Origin of the sequence: Neorhizobium sp. JUb45 (assembly GCF_004343585.1) — a bacterium.
Classification (GTDB): domain Bacteria; phylum Pseudomonadota; class Alphaproteobacteria; order Rhizobiales; family Rhizobiaceae; genus Neorhizobium.
Genome location: NZ_SLYW01000004.1, coordinates 479,338 through 495,496 on the forward strand (window position 1 = coordinate 479,338; position 16,159 = coordinate 495,496).

12 protein-coding genes are annotated in these 16,159 nt (G+C 57.1%); 10 read left to right on the forward strand and 2 right to left on the reverse strand.

The genetic code is table 11. From position 1 onward, the window contains the following. Nucleotides 1-170: 170 nt before the first annotated feature. Entirely contained in the window at nucleotides 171-3,398 is a 3,228-nt protein-coding gene (gene traA, locus EDF70_RS19150) for a Ti-type conjugative transfer relaxase TraA (protein WP_132276769.1), read from the forward strand. A gap of 15 nt (nucleotides 3,399-3,413) precedes the next feature. Here the strand turns inward: traA and EDF70_RS19155 are convergent, their stop codons facing one another. Both EDF70_RS19155 and EDF70_RS19160 read right to left on the reverse strand, forming a co-directional pair. After that, nucleotides 3,414-3,665: a hypothetical protein gene (locus tag EDF70_RS19155; protein ID WP_132276771.1), complete on the reverse strand. Its 252-nt coding sequence runs from the start codon at nucleotides 3,663-3,665 to the stop codon at nucleotides 3,414-3,416. Then, nucleotides 3,665-4,684 (reverse strand): hypothetical protein, encoded by a 1,020-nt coding sequence (locus EDF70_RS19160; protein WP_245519233.1) that lies wholly within the window; start codon nucleotides 4,682-4,684, stop codon nucleotides 3,665-3,667. Before EDF70_RS19160 ends, EDF70_RS19155 begins: the two co-directional genes overlap by 1 nt. A gap of 210 nt (nucleotides 4,685-4,894) precedes the next feature. Between EDF70_RS19160 and tssI the strand changes: the two genes are divergently transcribed. From tssI to EDF70_RS19205, 9 genes are all read left to right on the forward strand, one after another. After that, on the forward strand, nucleotides 4,895-7,009 hold the full coding sequence (tssI, locus tag EDF70_RS19165) for a type VI secretion system tip protein TssI/VgrG (RefSeq protein ID WP_132276773.1): 2,115 nt from the start codon (nucleotides 4,895-4,897) through the stop codon (nucleotides 7,007-7,009). 5 nt (nucleotides 7,010-7,014) lie between these two features. After that, a complete protein-coding gene (locus tag EDF70_RS19170) occupies nucleotides 7,015-8,298 on the forward strand; it encodes a hypothetical protein (RefSeq protein WP_132276775.1) in 1,284 nt (427 codons plus the stop codon). Between the two features lie 6 nt (nucleotides 8,299-8,304). Further along, nucleotides 8,305-9,525 (forward strand): hypothetical protein, encoded by a 1,221-nt coding sequence (locus EDF70_RS19175; protein ID WP_132276777.1) that lies wholly within the window; start codon nucleotides 8,305-8,307, stop codon nucleotides 9,523-9,525. Nucleotides 9,526-9,787: 262 nt separating this feature from the next. Then, entirely contained in the window at nucleotides 9,788-10,231 is a 444-nt protein-coding gene (locus EDF70_RS19180; protein WP_132276779.1) for a hypothetical protein, read from the forward strand. Between the two features lie 20 nt (nucleotides 10,232-10,251). Next, complete coding sequence (locus tag EDF70_RS19185) at nucleotides 10,252-11,343, forward strand: DUF2169 domain-containing protein (RefSeq protein WP_132276781.1); 1,092 nt, start codon at nucleotides 10,252-10,254, stop codon at nucleotides 11,341-11,343. A 2-nt stretch (nucleotides 11,344-11,345) separates the two neighbouring features. After that, entirely contained in the window at nucleotides 11,346-12,455 is a 1,110-nt protein-coding gene (locus EDF70_RS19190; RefSeq protein WP_132276783.1) for a DUF4150 domain-containing protein, read from the forward strand. A 22-nt stretch (nucleotides 12,456-12,477) separates the two neighbouring features. Continuing rightward, nucleotides 12,478-13,410: a DUF3396 domain-containing protein gene (locus tag EDF70_RS19195; protein ID WP_132276785.1), complete on the forward strand. Its 933-nt coding sequence runs from the start codon at nucleotides 12,478-12,480 to the stop codon at nucleotides 13,408-13,410. Between the two features lie 23 nt (nucleotides 13,411-13,433). After that, the gene (locus EDF70_RS19200; protein WP_132276787.1) at nucleotides 13,434-14,282 is read left to right on the forward strand and encodes a hypothetical protein; all 849 of its coding nucleotides are present in this window, start codon (nucleotides 13,434-13,436) and stop codon (nucleotides 14,280-14,282) included. Nucleotides 14,283-14,285: 3 nt separating this feature from the next. Further along, nucleotides 14,286-15,392 (forward strand): hypothetical protein, encoded by a 1,107-nt coding sequence (locus tag EDF70_RS19205; protein ID WP_132276789.1) that lies wholly within the window; start codon nucleotides 14,286-14,288, stop codon nucleotides 15,390-15,392. Nucleotides 15,393-16,159: the final 767 nt, after the last annotated feature.

Consider the following 16,159-nt stretch of genomic DNA (forward strand, 5'->3'; position numbering starts at 1 on the left):
CTGAGGCTACGACGCTCAGAATTTGTCGCAATACTGTGAATCCTACAGTGTCCGCGCAGCGGGAAGTCCCTTAACGATGAGAGCGAAGCGAAAAGAGTTCCAAGGGCGCACTTACGAGTTGCTGCGCAACTCAGCGCTCAAAAACGCTCTTTCCACGTCCGGAGGCGGTCATGGCAATTTATCATTGCAGCATGAAGCCGGTGGCGCGCAGCGGCGGCCGCAGCGCCGTGGCGGCGGTCGCCTACCGCACCGCCAGCCGTCTTTTGAACGAACGCGACGGCCTCGTGCATGATTTTACCGCCAAACGCGGCGTCGATCATTGCGAGATCGTGCTGCCGGAAGGGGTGGAGGCGGAATGGGCAAAGGATCGGGCCACGTTGTGGAATGCGGTGGAGCGGGCGGAGAAACGCAAGGATGCCCGCGTCGCCCGCGAGTTCGAACTGGCGCTGCCGCATGAACTGTCGCGAGAGCGGCAGATCGCGTTGACGCGCGCCTTCGCGCAAGATCTCGCCGATCGTTATGGCGCTGCCGTCGATTTTGCCATTCACCGTCCGACCGGCGATACCGACATCCGCAATGTGCATGCGCATGTGATGATGACGACGCGGGAGGTGACGCCACACGGCCTTGGCGAAAAGACCCTGATCGAGCGTGAGAACAAATGGCTGCTCAACAACAATCAGCCGACCTCCCATATGCAGTTGCGCGATATCCGACAGTCCTGGGAGAACCATACCAATCGCGAACTGGCGCGGGCTGGCCTCGATATCCGCGTCGATCATCGCTCGCACCAGGAGCGCGGCCTTGAGATCGAGCCGACCGAGCATATGGGCGTGCATGCCTCGCAGATGGACCGGCGCGGGCTTGGCGTATCGCGTGCCCGCAACGAGGCAGCGGCGGCGAAGAAGAACGCTGCACTGATCCGTGAAAAACCGGAGCAGGCGCTGACACTGATCACCGGCGAAAAGAGCGTGTTCGATCGCCATGACGTGGCGCGCATGCTGCATCGTTACATCGATGATGGTCAGGAATTCCAGAATGCCTTTGCAGCCGTCATGGCGTCGCCTGCACTGGTCGAGCTGCGGCCGGAACACGAGGGCGAACTGGCGCGCTATTCGACAAAGGAGATGGTGGAGATCGAACACACCATGGCGTCGCGCGCATCTGAGATGGGGGGTGCACAACGCCATGGTGTCAACGTCGAAAACGTCGCGGCCGCTCTGGGCGTACAGGATGATGCAATCAAGGCGAGCGTTGTCACGTCGCTTCAACAGAGCGTGAACGATGGGCGCATCTCTGAACAGGATCGTGATCGCCACGTCGCCAGTGCCGGCTTGAGCCAGGAACAGCGTGCTGCTGTCGAGCACATCACCGGGCCAGAGCAGATCGCTGCCGTTGTTGGCTTTGCGGGTGCCGGTAAATCGACCATGCTGGCGGCGGCGCGTAATGCCTGGGAGCGTCAGGGATATCGCGTACATGGTGCGGCACTGGCCGGCAAGGCGGCCGAGGGCTTGGAAGAATCGTCCGGCATCGCTTCGCGCACATTGGCCTCATGGGATTACGGCTGGCAGCGGAGCAGGGGCGAGCTCGGACCGCAGGACATCTTTGTCATTGATGAGGCCGGCATGGTCAGCAGCCGGCAGTTGGCGATGTTCGTCGGCGAGGTGCAGGCGAAGGGTGCCAAGCTCGTTCTGGTCGGCGATCATGAACAATTACAGGCGATCGGCGCCGGTTCGCCATTCCGGGCAATCGTCGAGCAGGTTGGCGCGGTCGAGCTTTCGGAAATCCGTCGGCAGAAACAGGAATGGCAGCGGGAGGCATCAACGGCGTTTGCCACCCATCGGACGGAGGAGGGGCTGGAGAAGTACGACGAGCGCGGCGACGTGCGTTTCCTTGCCGATCGTGATGCGGCGCGGGCGGAGCTCGTGTCCGATTATCTTGCCGATCGCGATAAGCGTCCGGCGGGGTCACGCATCGCTCTGGCGCATCGTCGTATCGATGTCAGGGCCATCAATGCCGACATCCGCCAAGCGCTGCAGGAGAACGGCAAGCTGGCGCGAGGAGGTGACGGGGATCCGGGGCAGGATAGCAAGCTGGGATCAGAACGCACCTACCAGACCAATGACGGCGAACGTTTATTCGCGCCCGGTGACCGCATCGTTCTTCTCGAGAACAATCGCGACCTCGGTGTGAAGAATGGCATGCTGGGAACGGTCTTTGCCGTCGAGCCCAACGCAATACAAATGCGGCTCGACGGCAACGGGCTGAACCCGACCCGTGACGTCACGTTACCGGTCAAAGGTTACCAGGCCTTTGACCATGGCTATGCGACCACCATCCACAAGGCGCAGGGCGCGACGGTCGACAGGGCATTCGTCATGGCATCGGCGACCATGGATCGTCATCTGACCTATGTCGCCATGACCCGCCATCGCGACGAGGTCCGTCTCTATGCGGGGCAGGATGAGCTGAAGGATATGAAAGCGCTTGGCGCCAGGCTTGGCCGCTCGGGAGCCAAGGAAATGACGCTCGACTACACCAAGGCCTTTGCCGACAGGCGCGGTCTGCTCGAAAACATCACCCGCAGCGAGATCGATGTGCGGTGTGACACGACCGGTCTGCAGGACACAAAGGCGAGCGCCGAGAAGGTCGAGCCGCTGGTGCCGGCGGTTACGCATTTCGCCAAGACAATCGAGGAGGTTGCTCAGGCGAAGGCCATTCCGCACTTGGACCGTAAGATGGAAACGGTGCGGCAGATGGCCGGCAAAGTCTATGCCGATCCTGTCGTCGTGTTCGCCGTCCTGAAGTCGATGATCATCGGGCAGGGGGGCGATATCCAGTTGCTCGGCCGTGCCACGGCGGAAGTGCCGGAACAGTTTGGGCCACTCCTTGGAAAGACCGGCATGTTCGGTGACAACGGCCAGCGCAAGGCCGCCCGTCATGCGGCCCGTGCGCTGGGCGCTCACGTTGGATTTGCCGTCGAAGCATGGGCACGGCATCTTGATCGAGAGAGGGAGAGTGAAACCTGGAAACGGGAAAAGCAGGATGTGATCGAGGTGCCGGAGCTGACGCCTCGCAGTGAGCGCATCCTCAGCGAGCTCGAGGCCAAGCCACCCGAGGAAAAGAACATGTTTCTCGCGAAGATCATGGATACGCCGGAGGGGAAGCAGGCGATGGACGAGGCCAACACGATCGTGTCGGCGCTACAAAAACGGTTCGGTGGTTCCGATCCGCGGGATCTGATCAGGAATACAGAGCGTCTGGATCAGAATCTTGTCGACCGCATCGGCCGGATCGTCAAGGTGGCACGCATAGCCGATCATGCTCAACGGCAGGAACTGTCGCGCCGCTATGATTTGGCTCGGAGGCTCGGCAAAGGTTTGAGTTTGGGGTTTTGATCGATGGACGCTCAGTCAGGCAGAACCGAGAAGCTTCTCCGGAACCCAGACGGTGACGTTGAACCCGATCGCTGGATCAAAGCTCTCCGGCGCGAGCAGCGCATTGCCGTGCTCAGTGGCAAACCAATGACCTACACCGGGGTTGTAGAATTGTTCGATGACGTCCCTGATTGTGGTGGCAGCGGCCAACGCTCCGCCATGCATCAGCTTCACCGTGTTGAGGGTGACCAATTTCCGCTTGGCCGGCGAACCGCGTTGCTGCGACATCAGCGAATCAACTCCACCGGCACCCAGACGGTGACGTTGAAGCCGACGCCAGGATCAAAGCTCTCCCGCGCCAGCAGGGCGTTACCATGCTCCTTTGCAAACCAGCGGGCAACGTCAGCGTTGTAAAACTCCTGAACAACGTCTATGATTGTGGTGGCAGCCACCAGCGCTCCGCCATGCATCATCTTTGCGGTATTGAGGTTGACCAGCTTGCGTTTGGCGGGAGAACCACCATCGGAGACCGCCACCGCCAGCCGCGCAGGGCCGTAGCTTTTGACCCGCACTTTCAACCGGGGAGGGCGGTAGGCATCGAAGCGCGCATTGATCTCAGCGATGCGGGCAACGACCTCTTCCTCGCTGATCTGCACCTGCGGTGCCACGTCGGCAACGACGTCAAGCTGATGGTCAAAGTTTTGCCGCGTGATCTCTTCGGAATGATGGGCGAAGGCGAGATGTTTGACTGGGAGTGCCTTTAGCCAACGCATGCGCTGTCCAATCGCCATCGACTTGGCGGTCTCCTCACCCAGCCGGCCGACGGAGAAACTCTCTCGTTTCTGTCCCTCATTGGTCATCAGTGTCGCTTGCCAGACGTCACCTTCTTCTGTTTCGACCCGACGAACTCCTGAGATGCCACTCTTGTTATTCTTGCGGATCTTGACTGCCTGTTCGAGATTGGTCGGCGGGGGCAGGGCAGTGATAATGGCATCACGATAGGCGCGTGCCTGGGCATAGGCGGCATCGGACGAACCATAGATACTGTCCTTGAACAGCCGCACGATCTTCTTGGCCCTCCGGCGCAACGCCACCGTCCAGCCACCGCCACGCCGCTCGTTTGGTTCCTCACGATTGAGTGCGTAGGTGTCGGCATCATCTGCGATTGGCGCGATCGTTTGCCTGTCGTCTTTTTTCCTGGCCAATCGTTCGCCCGCCTGTCTGACTTGCCTCATGCCGCACACCAATCCGAAACCGGTTCGATCGAAGCGCGGCACCAAAGATGCCGGTCTCGCCGATTTTTGCAACAGACAATGTCCGCTTTTCGCGGCAGCCTTTGCAACTGCTAGGCTCCGTAAATTCCCCCAATCTGCGAAACCTTGCCCATTCAGGGTTGACCTGACGGAGTGCGGCTCTAGTTTTCGCGGCGATTAAGACGTGCATTTTTTCGCATCATCGGTTTCCGTTTCCTGACTCCTGTGGTGCTTTTCTTGGTTTTCAGATTGCCGGAGCCGACCATGGACAATGCATCTTCCGCCGCCGATTTCATCCAGGCGAGCCGCATTCTCAAGATCAACTCTCCGCTTGGCGAAGACCAGCTTCTGCCCGAGCGCGTCACCATTGAGGAGAGTGTCTCCTCGCTGTTTGAGATCCGCCTCGTCGCCCGCACCAAGAAGGAGCAGATCAAGCCGGAAGAGCTGATCGGTCGTCTCCTCGATGTTTCGGTCGAAGTACAGCAGGGGGACGGCGAAGATATCCCGGCCATCCGCCGCCCGTTCAACGGCCTGGTCACCGAACTCAACGAAGGTCCTCCAATCACCCGCGGCCTGCGCTCCTATGCCATGGTGCTGCGCCCGCAGATGTGGCTGCTCACCCGTCGTTCCGACTGCCGCATCTGGATGGACAAGACGTCGATCGAGATCGCCGAAATCCTGTTCTCTGAACACGGCATCCCGGCACCCGATACATCCGGTGTCATCACATCTCCGCCTGCGCAACATTACAGTGTCCAATTCAACGAGCGAGATTTTGACTATCTCTGCCGCCGTTTTGAAGAGGACGGCTTGTTCTACTGGTTCAGCCACGAGGACGGCAAACACAAGCTGCATGTTGCCGATACCGCCAATGGCTGGCTCGGCCCGTCAGCCTCGGCACAGGGCGAGAAACGAGTGCGCCTGGCGCAGGGCTCGTCCGACCGTAACCATATCAACGAATGGGCCCGCCGTTTCTCCTACGTGCCGGGCCAGCGCGCCGGCGCCGACTGGAATTTTGAAACGCCGCGCATGGTGCCGGGCACGATGACACCGTCTCTGGTGCAGATGCCGGATGCCACAAAACGCGAGCTCTACGAATACCCGGCACGTATCTCTTCGGTCGCCGAAGCCGAGCGTGCGCAAAAACTGCGCGCCCAGGCATCGGAAGCCGACCATGACCGCGTTTTCGGTGCTTCTACCAGCCGCATCATCGAAACCGGCCGCCGTTTTACGCCGTATGAAGTCGCGCATCCCGACAATGTCTACGGCGAACACGTCATCATCAAGTCGATCCAGACGGTAGTCGACCGCTCCTACGAAACCAACAGCAACGAACCGGAATACCGCAACGAGTTCGAAGCGGTGCCTTCACGGGTGCCTATGACGCCGCACCGGGAAACGAAGCGCCCGCGCATCGAAGGAACGCAGGTGGCGATCGTCGCTGGTCCCGAAGGCGAAGAAATCCATCCGGATCAGTACGGCCGCATCAAAGTCTGGTTCCCATGGGACCGCAAGGCCAAGAAGGACGGGTCGGATACTTGCTGGGTGCGTGTCGCACAGACCTGGGCGGGTGGTGGCTGGGGTGGCCAGACCATTCCGCGCATCGGCATGGAAGTGATGGTGGCCTATGTCGATGGTGATCCCGATCGGCCGCTGGTAACGGGTGTTGTACCAAATACGGCCAATGGTGTGCCTTACGATCTGCCGGCCAACAAGACGCGTATGGTCATGCGTTCGAATACGCACAAGGGGCAGGGCTTCAATGAAATGTCCTTCGAGGATGAAGCCGGAAAAGAGCAACTGTTCCTGCACGCCCAGAAGGACCACGACATTCACGTTCTCAACGACACTCGAGAGCGGATTGAGCATGACCGCCATCAGCACGTGGCAAACGACAAGACTGGTTTCGTCGGTGGTGACTATGAGCAGGTTGTGACGGGCAACGTTTCTATAGCTGTCGGGCAGAACAAACTCACCGAATACCTCTTGTCGCGCACCATGAACATGTTTGGTAATTTTTCCGACTTCATGCAGAAGATGCGAATTCCAGACCCCTTCAATTTTGCCAAGGGCAACTATCAGATGTTCATTGAAAAGAACAAATCTGAGATAGTTCATGGTGGGAGTTCGGAAATTGTCGGCGTCGCGAAGTCTACGATCGTTGGCAACCTCCTACAAACGACGGTAGGCAAGAAAATGAGCCTGATCGTTAGGGGGCGGTATGATGCGGATATCGGCCGAGTTCATAACATCAATGTTGGTCACCAGTTCAACATTCGCGTCGGCGAAAACGTTTTGATTACGATGTCTAAGGAAGGTGATGTGACGATCAAGGCAAAGCGGATCCGTTTCCAGGCTGATCGTATTGACGAGAATTGATCGTCATGAGCGACAAAAACCAACTGCAAGCTTCTAATCTCGATTATTGGCGCGGAAATCCAAATTTCGGGCCTGTCTTACCACCGCTCTTCCGGCGTTCGTCGCGTGAAGAAGAAGCATTGCGTCAGGTGGTGCGCAAGGACCTAGAAGGGTTTTGTCCCGCACCGGCGGCGATACAGAGCGTTCGCCCGCCCTACAAACCTGGCTACGAACCGGGCTCCTACCTAAAACCCTGGCGCTTCTCTCCTTCGACCGATGGGGCGGCCGGCCCCCTGCTTGGCGAGCAAACACCGCGCGAGCATCAGAATACGATGCTGTCTTCTGACGGCTTTGCTACAGATGCATCTCATATAGAGACTGAGGGGAATCCCCAACAGGTTGCCAAGGAAGCTGAACAGCGGCCGGCGAACGAACTGATAAAACAAGAAGAGAAAAAAGAGGACGAGGACAAGACGCACGATCCGGAAGTGACAACTTCGGCCAAAAGCAAGGTGGAATCCGAAGAAGGGTATGAACGATCTCGGACAACATACGAGGATGGTTCCACTGAGAGAAAAAAGGGACACACTTCCACCTACAAGGAAACCGGAAAGCCAATCAGAGGCAAGTACGAAACCGGCTCGAACCTAGACAAGAAGTTTTACGATGAGTCCTACAAGGTCCTTGAGGACAAGGATGGCTTCGCTCAGGGAAAGTTGAGCGTTTTCAATGCGTCAAGCAAAGCGACGGTCGGCTACACCGGGTCGGACGACTGGGTTGGCGGCAATGCGAACGTCACCGCGAAAGCAGGAGTGTCTGGTGCAGTAAGCTTGATCGAGGGGAATGGTACCCTTAACCAAGACGGGTTGCTCAACGCGAAAGGTGGCTTTGAGGTTGGAAAATTGGAAGGTGCCCTTGAAGCTGGCATTAAAGTCGGCACTTACAACGGCTCCCCCACCTTTGTTACCACTGGCAAGGCTGGCATAGACGCGACGCTTGGACAGATCAACGGCGGAGTCGGAGTATCCGTCACCCCTGCCCGCGCGCTAAATTTCGTCGTTCATTCCTTCAACGGCGTAGCAGAATGGGCGGAGTGGGACACTCGACTTGATAAAGTCGGCAAGGAATGGGACTGGGGATTTTTTGTCGAAATTGGCGGAGAAGCAAGTATTGGCGGGGCGCTTGCCGTGGAGGGAGAGATGGGTGATCTCGAGGACGGCAAAGTCGGCGCGAGACTAAAAGGCAAGGCGGCGTTTGGTCCTGGCGCTGGCATTAAGGCTGGTTTCGGCCTGCAAACACCGGAGAAATAACCTGACATGCACCAGCAATACAACAAACCTTATAAACTCGGTGAAATGTGTCGAAAGGCCGTGCTCGCATTTGCGGTTGGTGCGTCATCACTCTTTACCATTTTCATTTCCGAGGTGGCCATGGCCCAGACCTATTCGACTGAAAGAATTCTTGCGATCTCTACCGAAGAGTCGGGCAAATACACTCGGAAGAAGATTGATCTCGGCGAAACTGGTTTCAGCTTTTCGTCGATCTTGAACGACAAGATGGATATCTGGACAGAAGAGGCTCCTCAGGAGAAGGAGGGCGTTATTGCCCGAATCTACGAGCCAGAGGACCGTGACAGGCTCATGATCGAGGTCCATCGTCTCCGGTTTCCGTCTTTCGCCGATGCGCAAACTGCCGGTTACGGGTTCCTTGCTATCAATGGCTATAATCGGATCCTCCAAGATCAGGAAAAAGGCAACAGTGTTTTCGGCTTTCTCGCCGGCAGCGAGTTTAAGGAAGGCGCTGGCTACAGCCGCATGAGCCGAGTTGCCGCAATCAGTCACGGGCGTGATGTGCTCGTTATTCACGCGGCATTCGAGTACGAGGATTATCCGGAATACGAGGATGCGTTGTCCCGCTTTTTCGGCGGGATCCGGATGGAGGACGACGGCGATGCTTTTGCGAGCCTGGGCGAGGAAAAAGCCAAAGGTGGAGAGTCTTTTCTTTATCCTAAGAACTGGGACGTCAAAAAAGTCGACAGCAGCGGTAAGCCCCAAGGTACGAGCGATTACAACCTGTCACTTGATGGGGAGGAATATCCCAATCTGGTCGTCCACATTCGCCCGGTTGATCTGACGAAAGGTCGAGAGGTAGCTGCGGAGATGATATCCAAGTTTACCAAGCAGATCGATCAGAGTGGGCAAACGGCATTTTCAGGTGATGCAGAGATGCAAACCATCAAAAACACGTCTGGTGAAACCGTCGCGCATGCTTACGCGCGCGCTTGGGATATGGCAGCCGGCGGACATTTCGTTTCCGAAATTTATGTCCAGAAAAATACATCGCCGTCGATCTCAGTTCTGGGACTGAATACGTACGATGCTCGGCGAAACATCCGGTCGTTTGATGCGGAAGCCCGTCAGATGATTTTCAACGGTTGGGTGACTGGTGTGTCAGCATTCTCGGTTGCCAAGATATCACTTGGGCAAGAACGCAGTGAAATCGAGCGACAATTTGATCTGAGGGCAGTGGGACGCTGATGTCTCCGTATTTCACGCCTTGGCAGACTGAGAGCCGGAAACGAGACTTGGGTCCTTTGGCCGGCGAACAGGCTCCAAATTGGAGGACGCCCGTGTCTTTCCTGTTTGGCCTGATCAGTTCTCGTATGTTCTTCAGACGTTTGGCCTTGCTCGCTTTTGTGGCCTCCGGTGCGTTCAACCGTTTCTTGGGCGAACCGATGCGTGAACTCGTCCTCGACTTGAAACAGCATACTTCCTGCGGATATTGTGGAGTTGCCCTATCATGAAGTACGATCTTGCAACCAATCTTCTGCCGCTTTCCCAGTCAATCGATGCCGCTGCGGATAGAAGTCAGTTTTGCCTTCATCTCATTCTGGAAGTATCGGACGCAGGTGTTCCGGTTCTTGCAGGGGTGAATCCTGCAATCGTCATTTCCGGCATCCAGTTTGGAGCAGACACGGTCGGATGTCTGGCGATCGGGATGAACCTGGCGGCCGGGCCCGTCCTTCTGATCGGCCATGTGCCGTTTCATGCAATTGCACGCGCTTTCTCTCAGGGCGCGTTGTCTCCGGCGCATAAACCAGCGGATACGCCTCTTTCCCTCAAATGCGGACGCTCTGAACTGCGCCTGTATCCCGATGGGCGCGTGCGCATTTTGGGTGACGACATTTCCATCGAGGCACTTGGGCGGATGGGCCTCAAGGGCGCCGTTGTCGAACTCAACTGAGATTCTGGGAGACCTGCGCTATGTGGACGCTGGCCAACCGTACACCCTTTGCCGCCTTTTCGGGTTTTGATCGCGACAAGGAAGGGCGAAGCTTTTGGCTGGTGTGGGCGAAGGCGACCTTTCGCATGCGCTATCAGCGGACTTGTCTTTTCGAGCGCAAGCAGGTCGATCTTTTTCGCGCACCGGTCTGGCGTGAAGGTGTCGGCGTCAGCGATCTGGTCGCTGACCTTGATATCGGGCTTCCAAAGGTTCGGCCAGATATCGTCGTAACCGGCCATGCCTATCGACCGGCGACGACAGCGATTGATGAGCCCTACACGGTGTCCGCCTCCATCGGCGAGTGGTCGAAGTCCCTTTCGGTCCAGCCTGCCATGACATGGTCAGAGCGTTTGCAGCCGCAATTGCAGAGCGGCGATGATCCCGTTTTCCTTGGCTTCAGCCAGACGTTCGGCGGCACCGATCAGGCAAGCGACACGGAAGTTGCACAGGAGCATCCGGGCAACCCTCTCGGATTGGGTTACTGGAAAACCGAGGCTGCGGCAAAAGGCAAGGCGCTGCCGCGTTTGTATGCGCAAGGTGCGGAGCCCTTGAGACAGTGGGATGGCAGTGCCGAGCCGGTTGGCTTTTGCGCCATTCCTAAATCATGGCCGCAGCGTGCGCAGCATTCCGGTACCTACGACCAGAACTGGATGCGCCGGAAATCACCGCTTCTGCCTGACGATCTTAATGAGGATTATTGGCAGAGTGTATCGGTGGACCAGCAGCTCGACCATGCACCCTCTTCAGGCCAGATCGTTACTTTGACCAATATGCTGCCCGACGGCGGAGATGCGTTGCTTCGACAGTTCACGACCGAACTGCCGACCCTGCAATTCGAGCTGATGACGCGTTTCAAAAGCCGCTGGCAGGAAACGCCAATGGCGCTGCAAACCATTCATCTTTTCCCTGACGACGGCTTGCTGACACTGTCCTATTGCGGTGCCATGCCGCTGATGAGCGCTGCCAATGACGTTTTGGTCGAACGCAGCGAGTTGGCATTGCGGGGGCGGTCCGGGTTCCGTGTGCGGCCTGAAGATACCGAGTGCTTCGACGGCCTCGGCATGGAGGTTTGAAGATGCCGAATACCGTTTCCGCCAATGGCTTCACCATCTCCCACAAGGGCACGGGTGGTTATGAGAAGAACTCGACGCCGGATGTCTGCCTGACGCCGTCCGGGCCTGTCCCGGTGCCGTATTCGATCATTTCGTTCTCGCGTGACCTGATCCGCGGCACACGCACCGTTTTCGCCGATGGCGGTCATTCGGTGGCGATCAGGGGATCAGCGCACACGCCGGGTTATGGCGATGAGCCGGGGACCGCCAAGGGGGTGATGTCGGGTACCAACCTGCATGAATCAACGTGGATCACCTATTCACCGAACGTCTACGCGGAAGGCAAGAATATCTGCCGCCTGTCGGACAAGCTGTTCATGAACAACAAGAACTGCATTTCCGGCGCGGGCGGGCATTATGAGCCGCCTGCGGGCCTTTCGGAAGTGATGAAAGAACTCTGCAAGATTTTCTGCCAGGTTCGCGAAGAGTGGCACGATTGCAAGAAAAAGGGCGGGAATTGCCGAACACCCTCTAACATCGCAAAGGACCGGACGACTGCTGCGCTCAACAAAGGAGACAGCGCGTTGTCCCGAGCGATCGGACGCCGTTATCCGGGCGCCATCGGCCATGCGGAAAAGGCGTTCTATTCGTCTGCCGACAAGCTCTTCGAGGGAGCAAGAAAGATTTACGACCGCGCGGGCCTGGAGCGCGCTATCAAGCGACAGGTCGACAAGCTGGTCAAACGCAAGATCGTCCAGAAGGGCGTCAAGATGGCGGGCAAGGCCTGGATGAAGCTTGTTCCCGGATTGAACATACTTTCCACCATCGTCGATGCTGCAGACCTAGCCTACACCGGTTACGAAATCTACGACATGATCAAGCAATCGGAGATGATCATGGATAAGGCCATCAAGGTTGTTCCGGATGTCGCAATTCAGGGGCCAGACGGCGATCTTATCGATGTTTACGACTACAAGTTCGACGATCCCGATACGGGCTATCAGGACAACTGGCAGGAAAAACAAAAGCAGGAAGAAGCGTATCGCAGGGCCTCGGGCCAAAACCCGAAAAAGGTGGATAACGCCACTTGCGACTGCGATAAGAAGGGCGGCCTCGTCGTCCCGTCCGCCTGACCTCAAAAATCCGGAGTTTTGAATGACCGACCTACTTTCGTACAATGGTAATCCCTCTGCTGTGCCTGCCTTCAGGATCATCGCGATTGTCGAAGGCGATATTCATGCAGAGCCGAGCCGTGGTGCATTGGCAGCGATTTACAGTCGGTTCGAGGCGGCGTTTGGAGAGAGCGCCAATGTGACCTCCTACAACTTTCCCGGCCATACGGGGAAGATCCGTTGGACCAATCCTGAATTGATTGCGGACGGCCAGAACTATTTTCGGCGTGACAATACCGAATATGGTGAAGGTATTCGTCGCTATGGATATGCGATTGAGGAGTTCAAGGAACCGGCGGTTCCGTATTTCTGCGTCGAACAGCGCAGTCATTTCCATTTTCTGGAAATTGATCTTCCCGAGACAGCGCCTTCGATCCCTGAGTTTGCGGATTTCGTGACGGAACAGTTGCTCAAGGTGCACCTGATAACCGGCGTAATGGGTTTTGGCTTCTTTCTGCCGCCATATAAGAACAGTCTCGAATTCATCATGGGCGCTGCCGTCGCGCGATTTAAAGCGGCGATCGAGATTTCTCCCTCAATGGTGATGGATGGAGTGCTGCGCGAAGGTTCAGCTTATCGCTGGAAATCCGGAGAACAGGCCGGCATTGCGGATATTGGCTGGCGAACTCTGGTCGGTCAGGAGTTCTGGGATCGTCTTCCGCCGACGGAAGACCTCAGAAGCCAACCCGATATTGCGGTCGATAAATCGGACTCCGTGTTGAGTATTACGGCGGGTTCCGAGCCCATCTGGGGAGATGTCAATAAGGGTGAGGCTATCGACTCCTACCGGGCTGTTGCGGCCTATCTTTCGCCGGTGCAAATGCCGGCTGGCTGTTTGAAGGCGTTCGCCTTCGGGGGAACCGGTGAGCCGACCCATAACGATAAGGTTGAAGCCTACCTTTCCCGTTTCGAATAAACATTTTCATCGGAGAATACCGCGTGTCCAGCCTGGTCAAAGAGACGCTGAAACAGTCACTTTCAAATTTTCCGCTTTACCTGCGCAGTTTCCATCTAGACGTCATCTACAACGACGGCATGGCCCCCGACGAAGAGCGCCGGGAAGTGCTCGAAGAAGCATTTTCCGAGCTTGAAGATGCCTTGCGTCTCGGTTTTTTCTGCTGGGAGAGATTCTCGACGCGCGAAACGGCCGAAGTCCATGTCGGCTGGAGTGATGAAGGCAATATGTCGGTGGCCGTTTCGTCTGAAGGTGTGCATCACAACGCACTTGTCGCGGCCATTCGGATCGTGGCGCGCCTTCATCACACAAGCCGGGAAGGATATGAAGCCATGCGCACGCTTCTCGGTGAGGATGCCGATGCGCTGTCACAACCGACGAGTTTTCGTGAAAACGTCGCGTCACTGGAGATTTCCAATGTCAAAGCTGCCGAACAAGGGGAGGCTGCGGCGACCGATGTTCTGAATTTTACCGGCGAGGGCATATCCTTCCCTGCGTTTGCCGCTCTTCGGGATGAGGTCAACGAGAACTACACCGGCGACAGGCTGATCGTCACATCAAGCGCGGGTCAGGACTTTCCCGCAGGCGATCTCGACGAAGTCGAGGATTGTTTCCTCAGTCTCTTCGGTAGTGGCGTGTTTACCTCCATCAGCAATCTCGACAGTGATATCCCGGACAACGAGGCCGAAATCTTTACACGCCAGCATAATGGTCAGGTCGAACTTCTGTTCGGAGATTACGGCGACCAGAAATACGGGATGCTCGAATTCCTCAATGTGGTGGCCGGTGGGCGGATAGCTAATCTGAATGTCCGCAGCGAAAGCGATGGTTGATCCGTGACATTCGCGCTTATTGAATGCGGCCTCTCAACGGCGCTTGCTCCGAGTGCCGAAGCCACGCTTGCCGCGATTACGGCGGATAAGACAGTTCTGTTTCGCAACGAGCGTTTTCTCGGGCAGGATTTTCAGCCGCAACTTTGCGCGTTTCGGGATGGAGACGCGATCGGTCGTTTTGCTGATCGTGCCCGTGAATTGCTGGCGGAAGCGACCGAAGATTTCATTGCCCGCCTGTCTTCGTCTGTCTCGGCGTTATCGGAAGCGCGTCGCAATGCGATCAAGCTGATCCTGTTGCTTCCTGAGGTTGACGAAGCCGGTGGTCTGGACAAGGCCTCGCTTGCCACGCTCGGGCAGGAGTTGGCCGCCAACATTCAGCATGCGGTCAATCATGCTTGCGACCTTCGTTTTTCCTCGACGGTGATGCGCGCTGTCGGTCACGCCGGTGTAGGGTCGGCCATCGCTGATTGTTTTCTGGAAAGGAGGACAGACGATTCGCCTATGATTATGATCGCAGCTGTCGACAGCTACAGCGATCACCGTCGGCTTAATCGTCTCAACGACCAGAAACGACTGTTCAGCAAGCAAAACCAGTTTGGTTTTGTTCCCGGCGAGGCGGCAGGCATGCTTTTGTTCTCGGATCAGAGTAATGTGTCGTCGCATCCGCAGGTCCTGGGCGCCGGCAACTTCGTTGAACCCACACTGGAATACGAGCAGGCCGAGAGCGCATTCACGGCGCTCAGCGATGCGGCATTTGCGGCCGCCGACATGGCCGCACCCAAAGGGCAGACGAAATGGATCAACGCCTGGATTGCCGACTGGAACAACAGTCGCTACCGCGCGACGGAGCTGTCTTTCGCCATGCACCGACTGAATCCATTCTGCTTGCAGGACGTGGTGGAGCCTGTCTACCCTTCTTTGCGCTTCGGCGATGTCGGTGCCGCCTATGGGGGGCTCTCGATCATTCTCGCGCGTTCGCAGCAGTCGTTCGATGCCGCTTTTAGTGGCAGCGACGCTGATGCACACAGAGGTATGCGAGTCTTGATATCGGCTGGCAGTGGTTACAGCGGGTTGCGATCTGCAATTATAATCAAAGCGCGCGACAACTGAGACAGGCAAGCCGCATTCACCATCGATAAGAGGTACCTATCGATGGTTATCGGATGCGGTTGCCGGATGATTAGCTTCAGGATTCATTCGGCGCATGAACCTTCCGCGCCGGATGCTACTGTTCAGCTAGAATTTCACCCTCAGCTGCGCCCCCACCGTGTGGTCCGCATTGCCGGCCTCTCCAAACATTGCTCGGTAATCCGTAAGCGGCGTTTCCCTCGCACATTGACCAAGCGCGGGAGGACGTTCCGCAGGCTACCGCTGCAACATCGACGGCAACAATGCGCCAGAAGCTGACATGGTGAGGACTACTCTCGATCAGGAAGCGAACGACACGGTGCAAGTTATGGTGATCGTGGATCGTTCGCACTACGCGGGATAACGGTTGGCTGCCGCATGTGATTCCGCAGGCTCGCCAAGCCTTGTACGACGCGATCACGAGCGGCCGCATCTAACGGAAGGATGGGGCGAGGAGGCTCAGGGTCTGCAATCGGAAAGGTCGTCATCCAGGCATGAGGCTGATGCGGTATCGCTGGCCGACACTCGACCTATCGTTGATATTGCAACTTTTTTACTCTTGATGGCTCAAAGCTGTTCGGGATAGGTTTGTGTCCAATAGGTCCGCTTATTTATGTGAGGAACTGCCGTTTGCAGCGCCACGTCTTTCAAATCTGCGGATTCCGACGTGAAGCCGGCCACCATTCCGATCAAATACCGGCCAGCATTCCGATATGAAGCCGGCCACCATTCCAATCAAAGACCGGCCA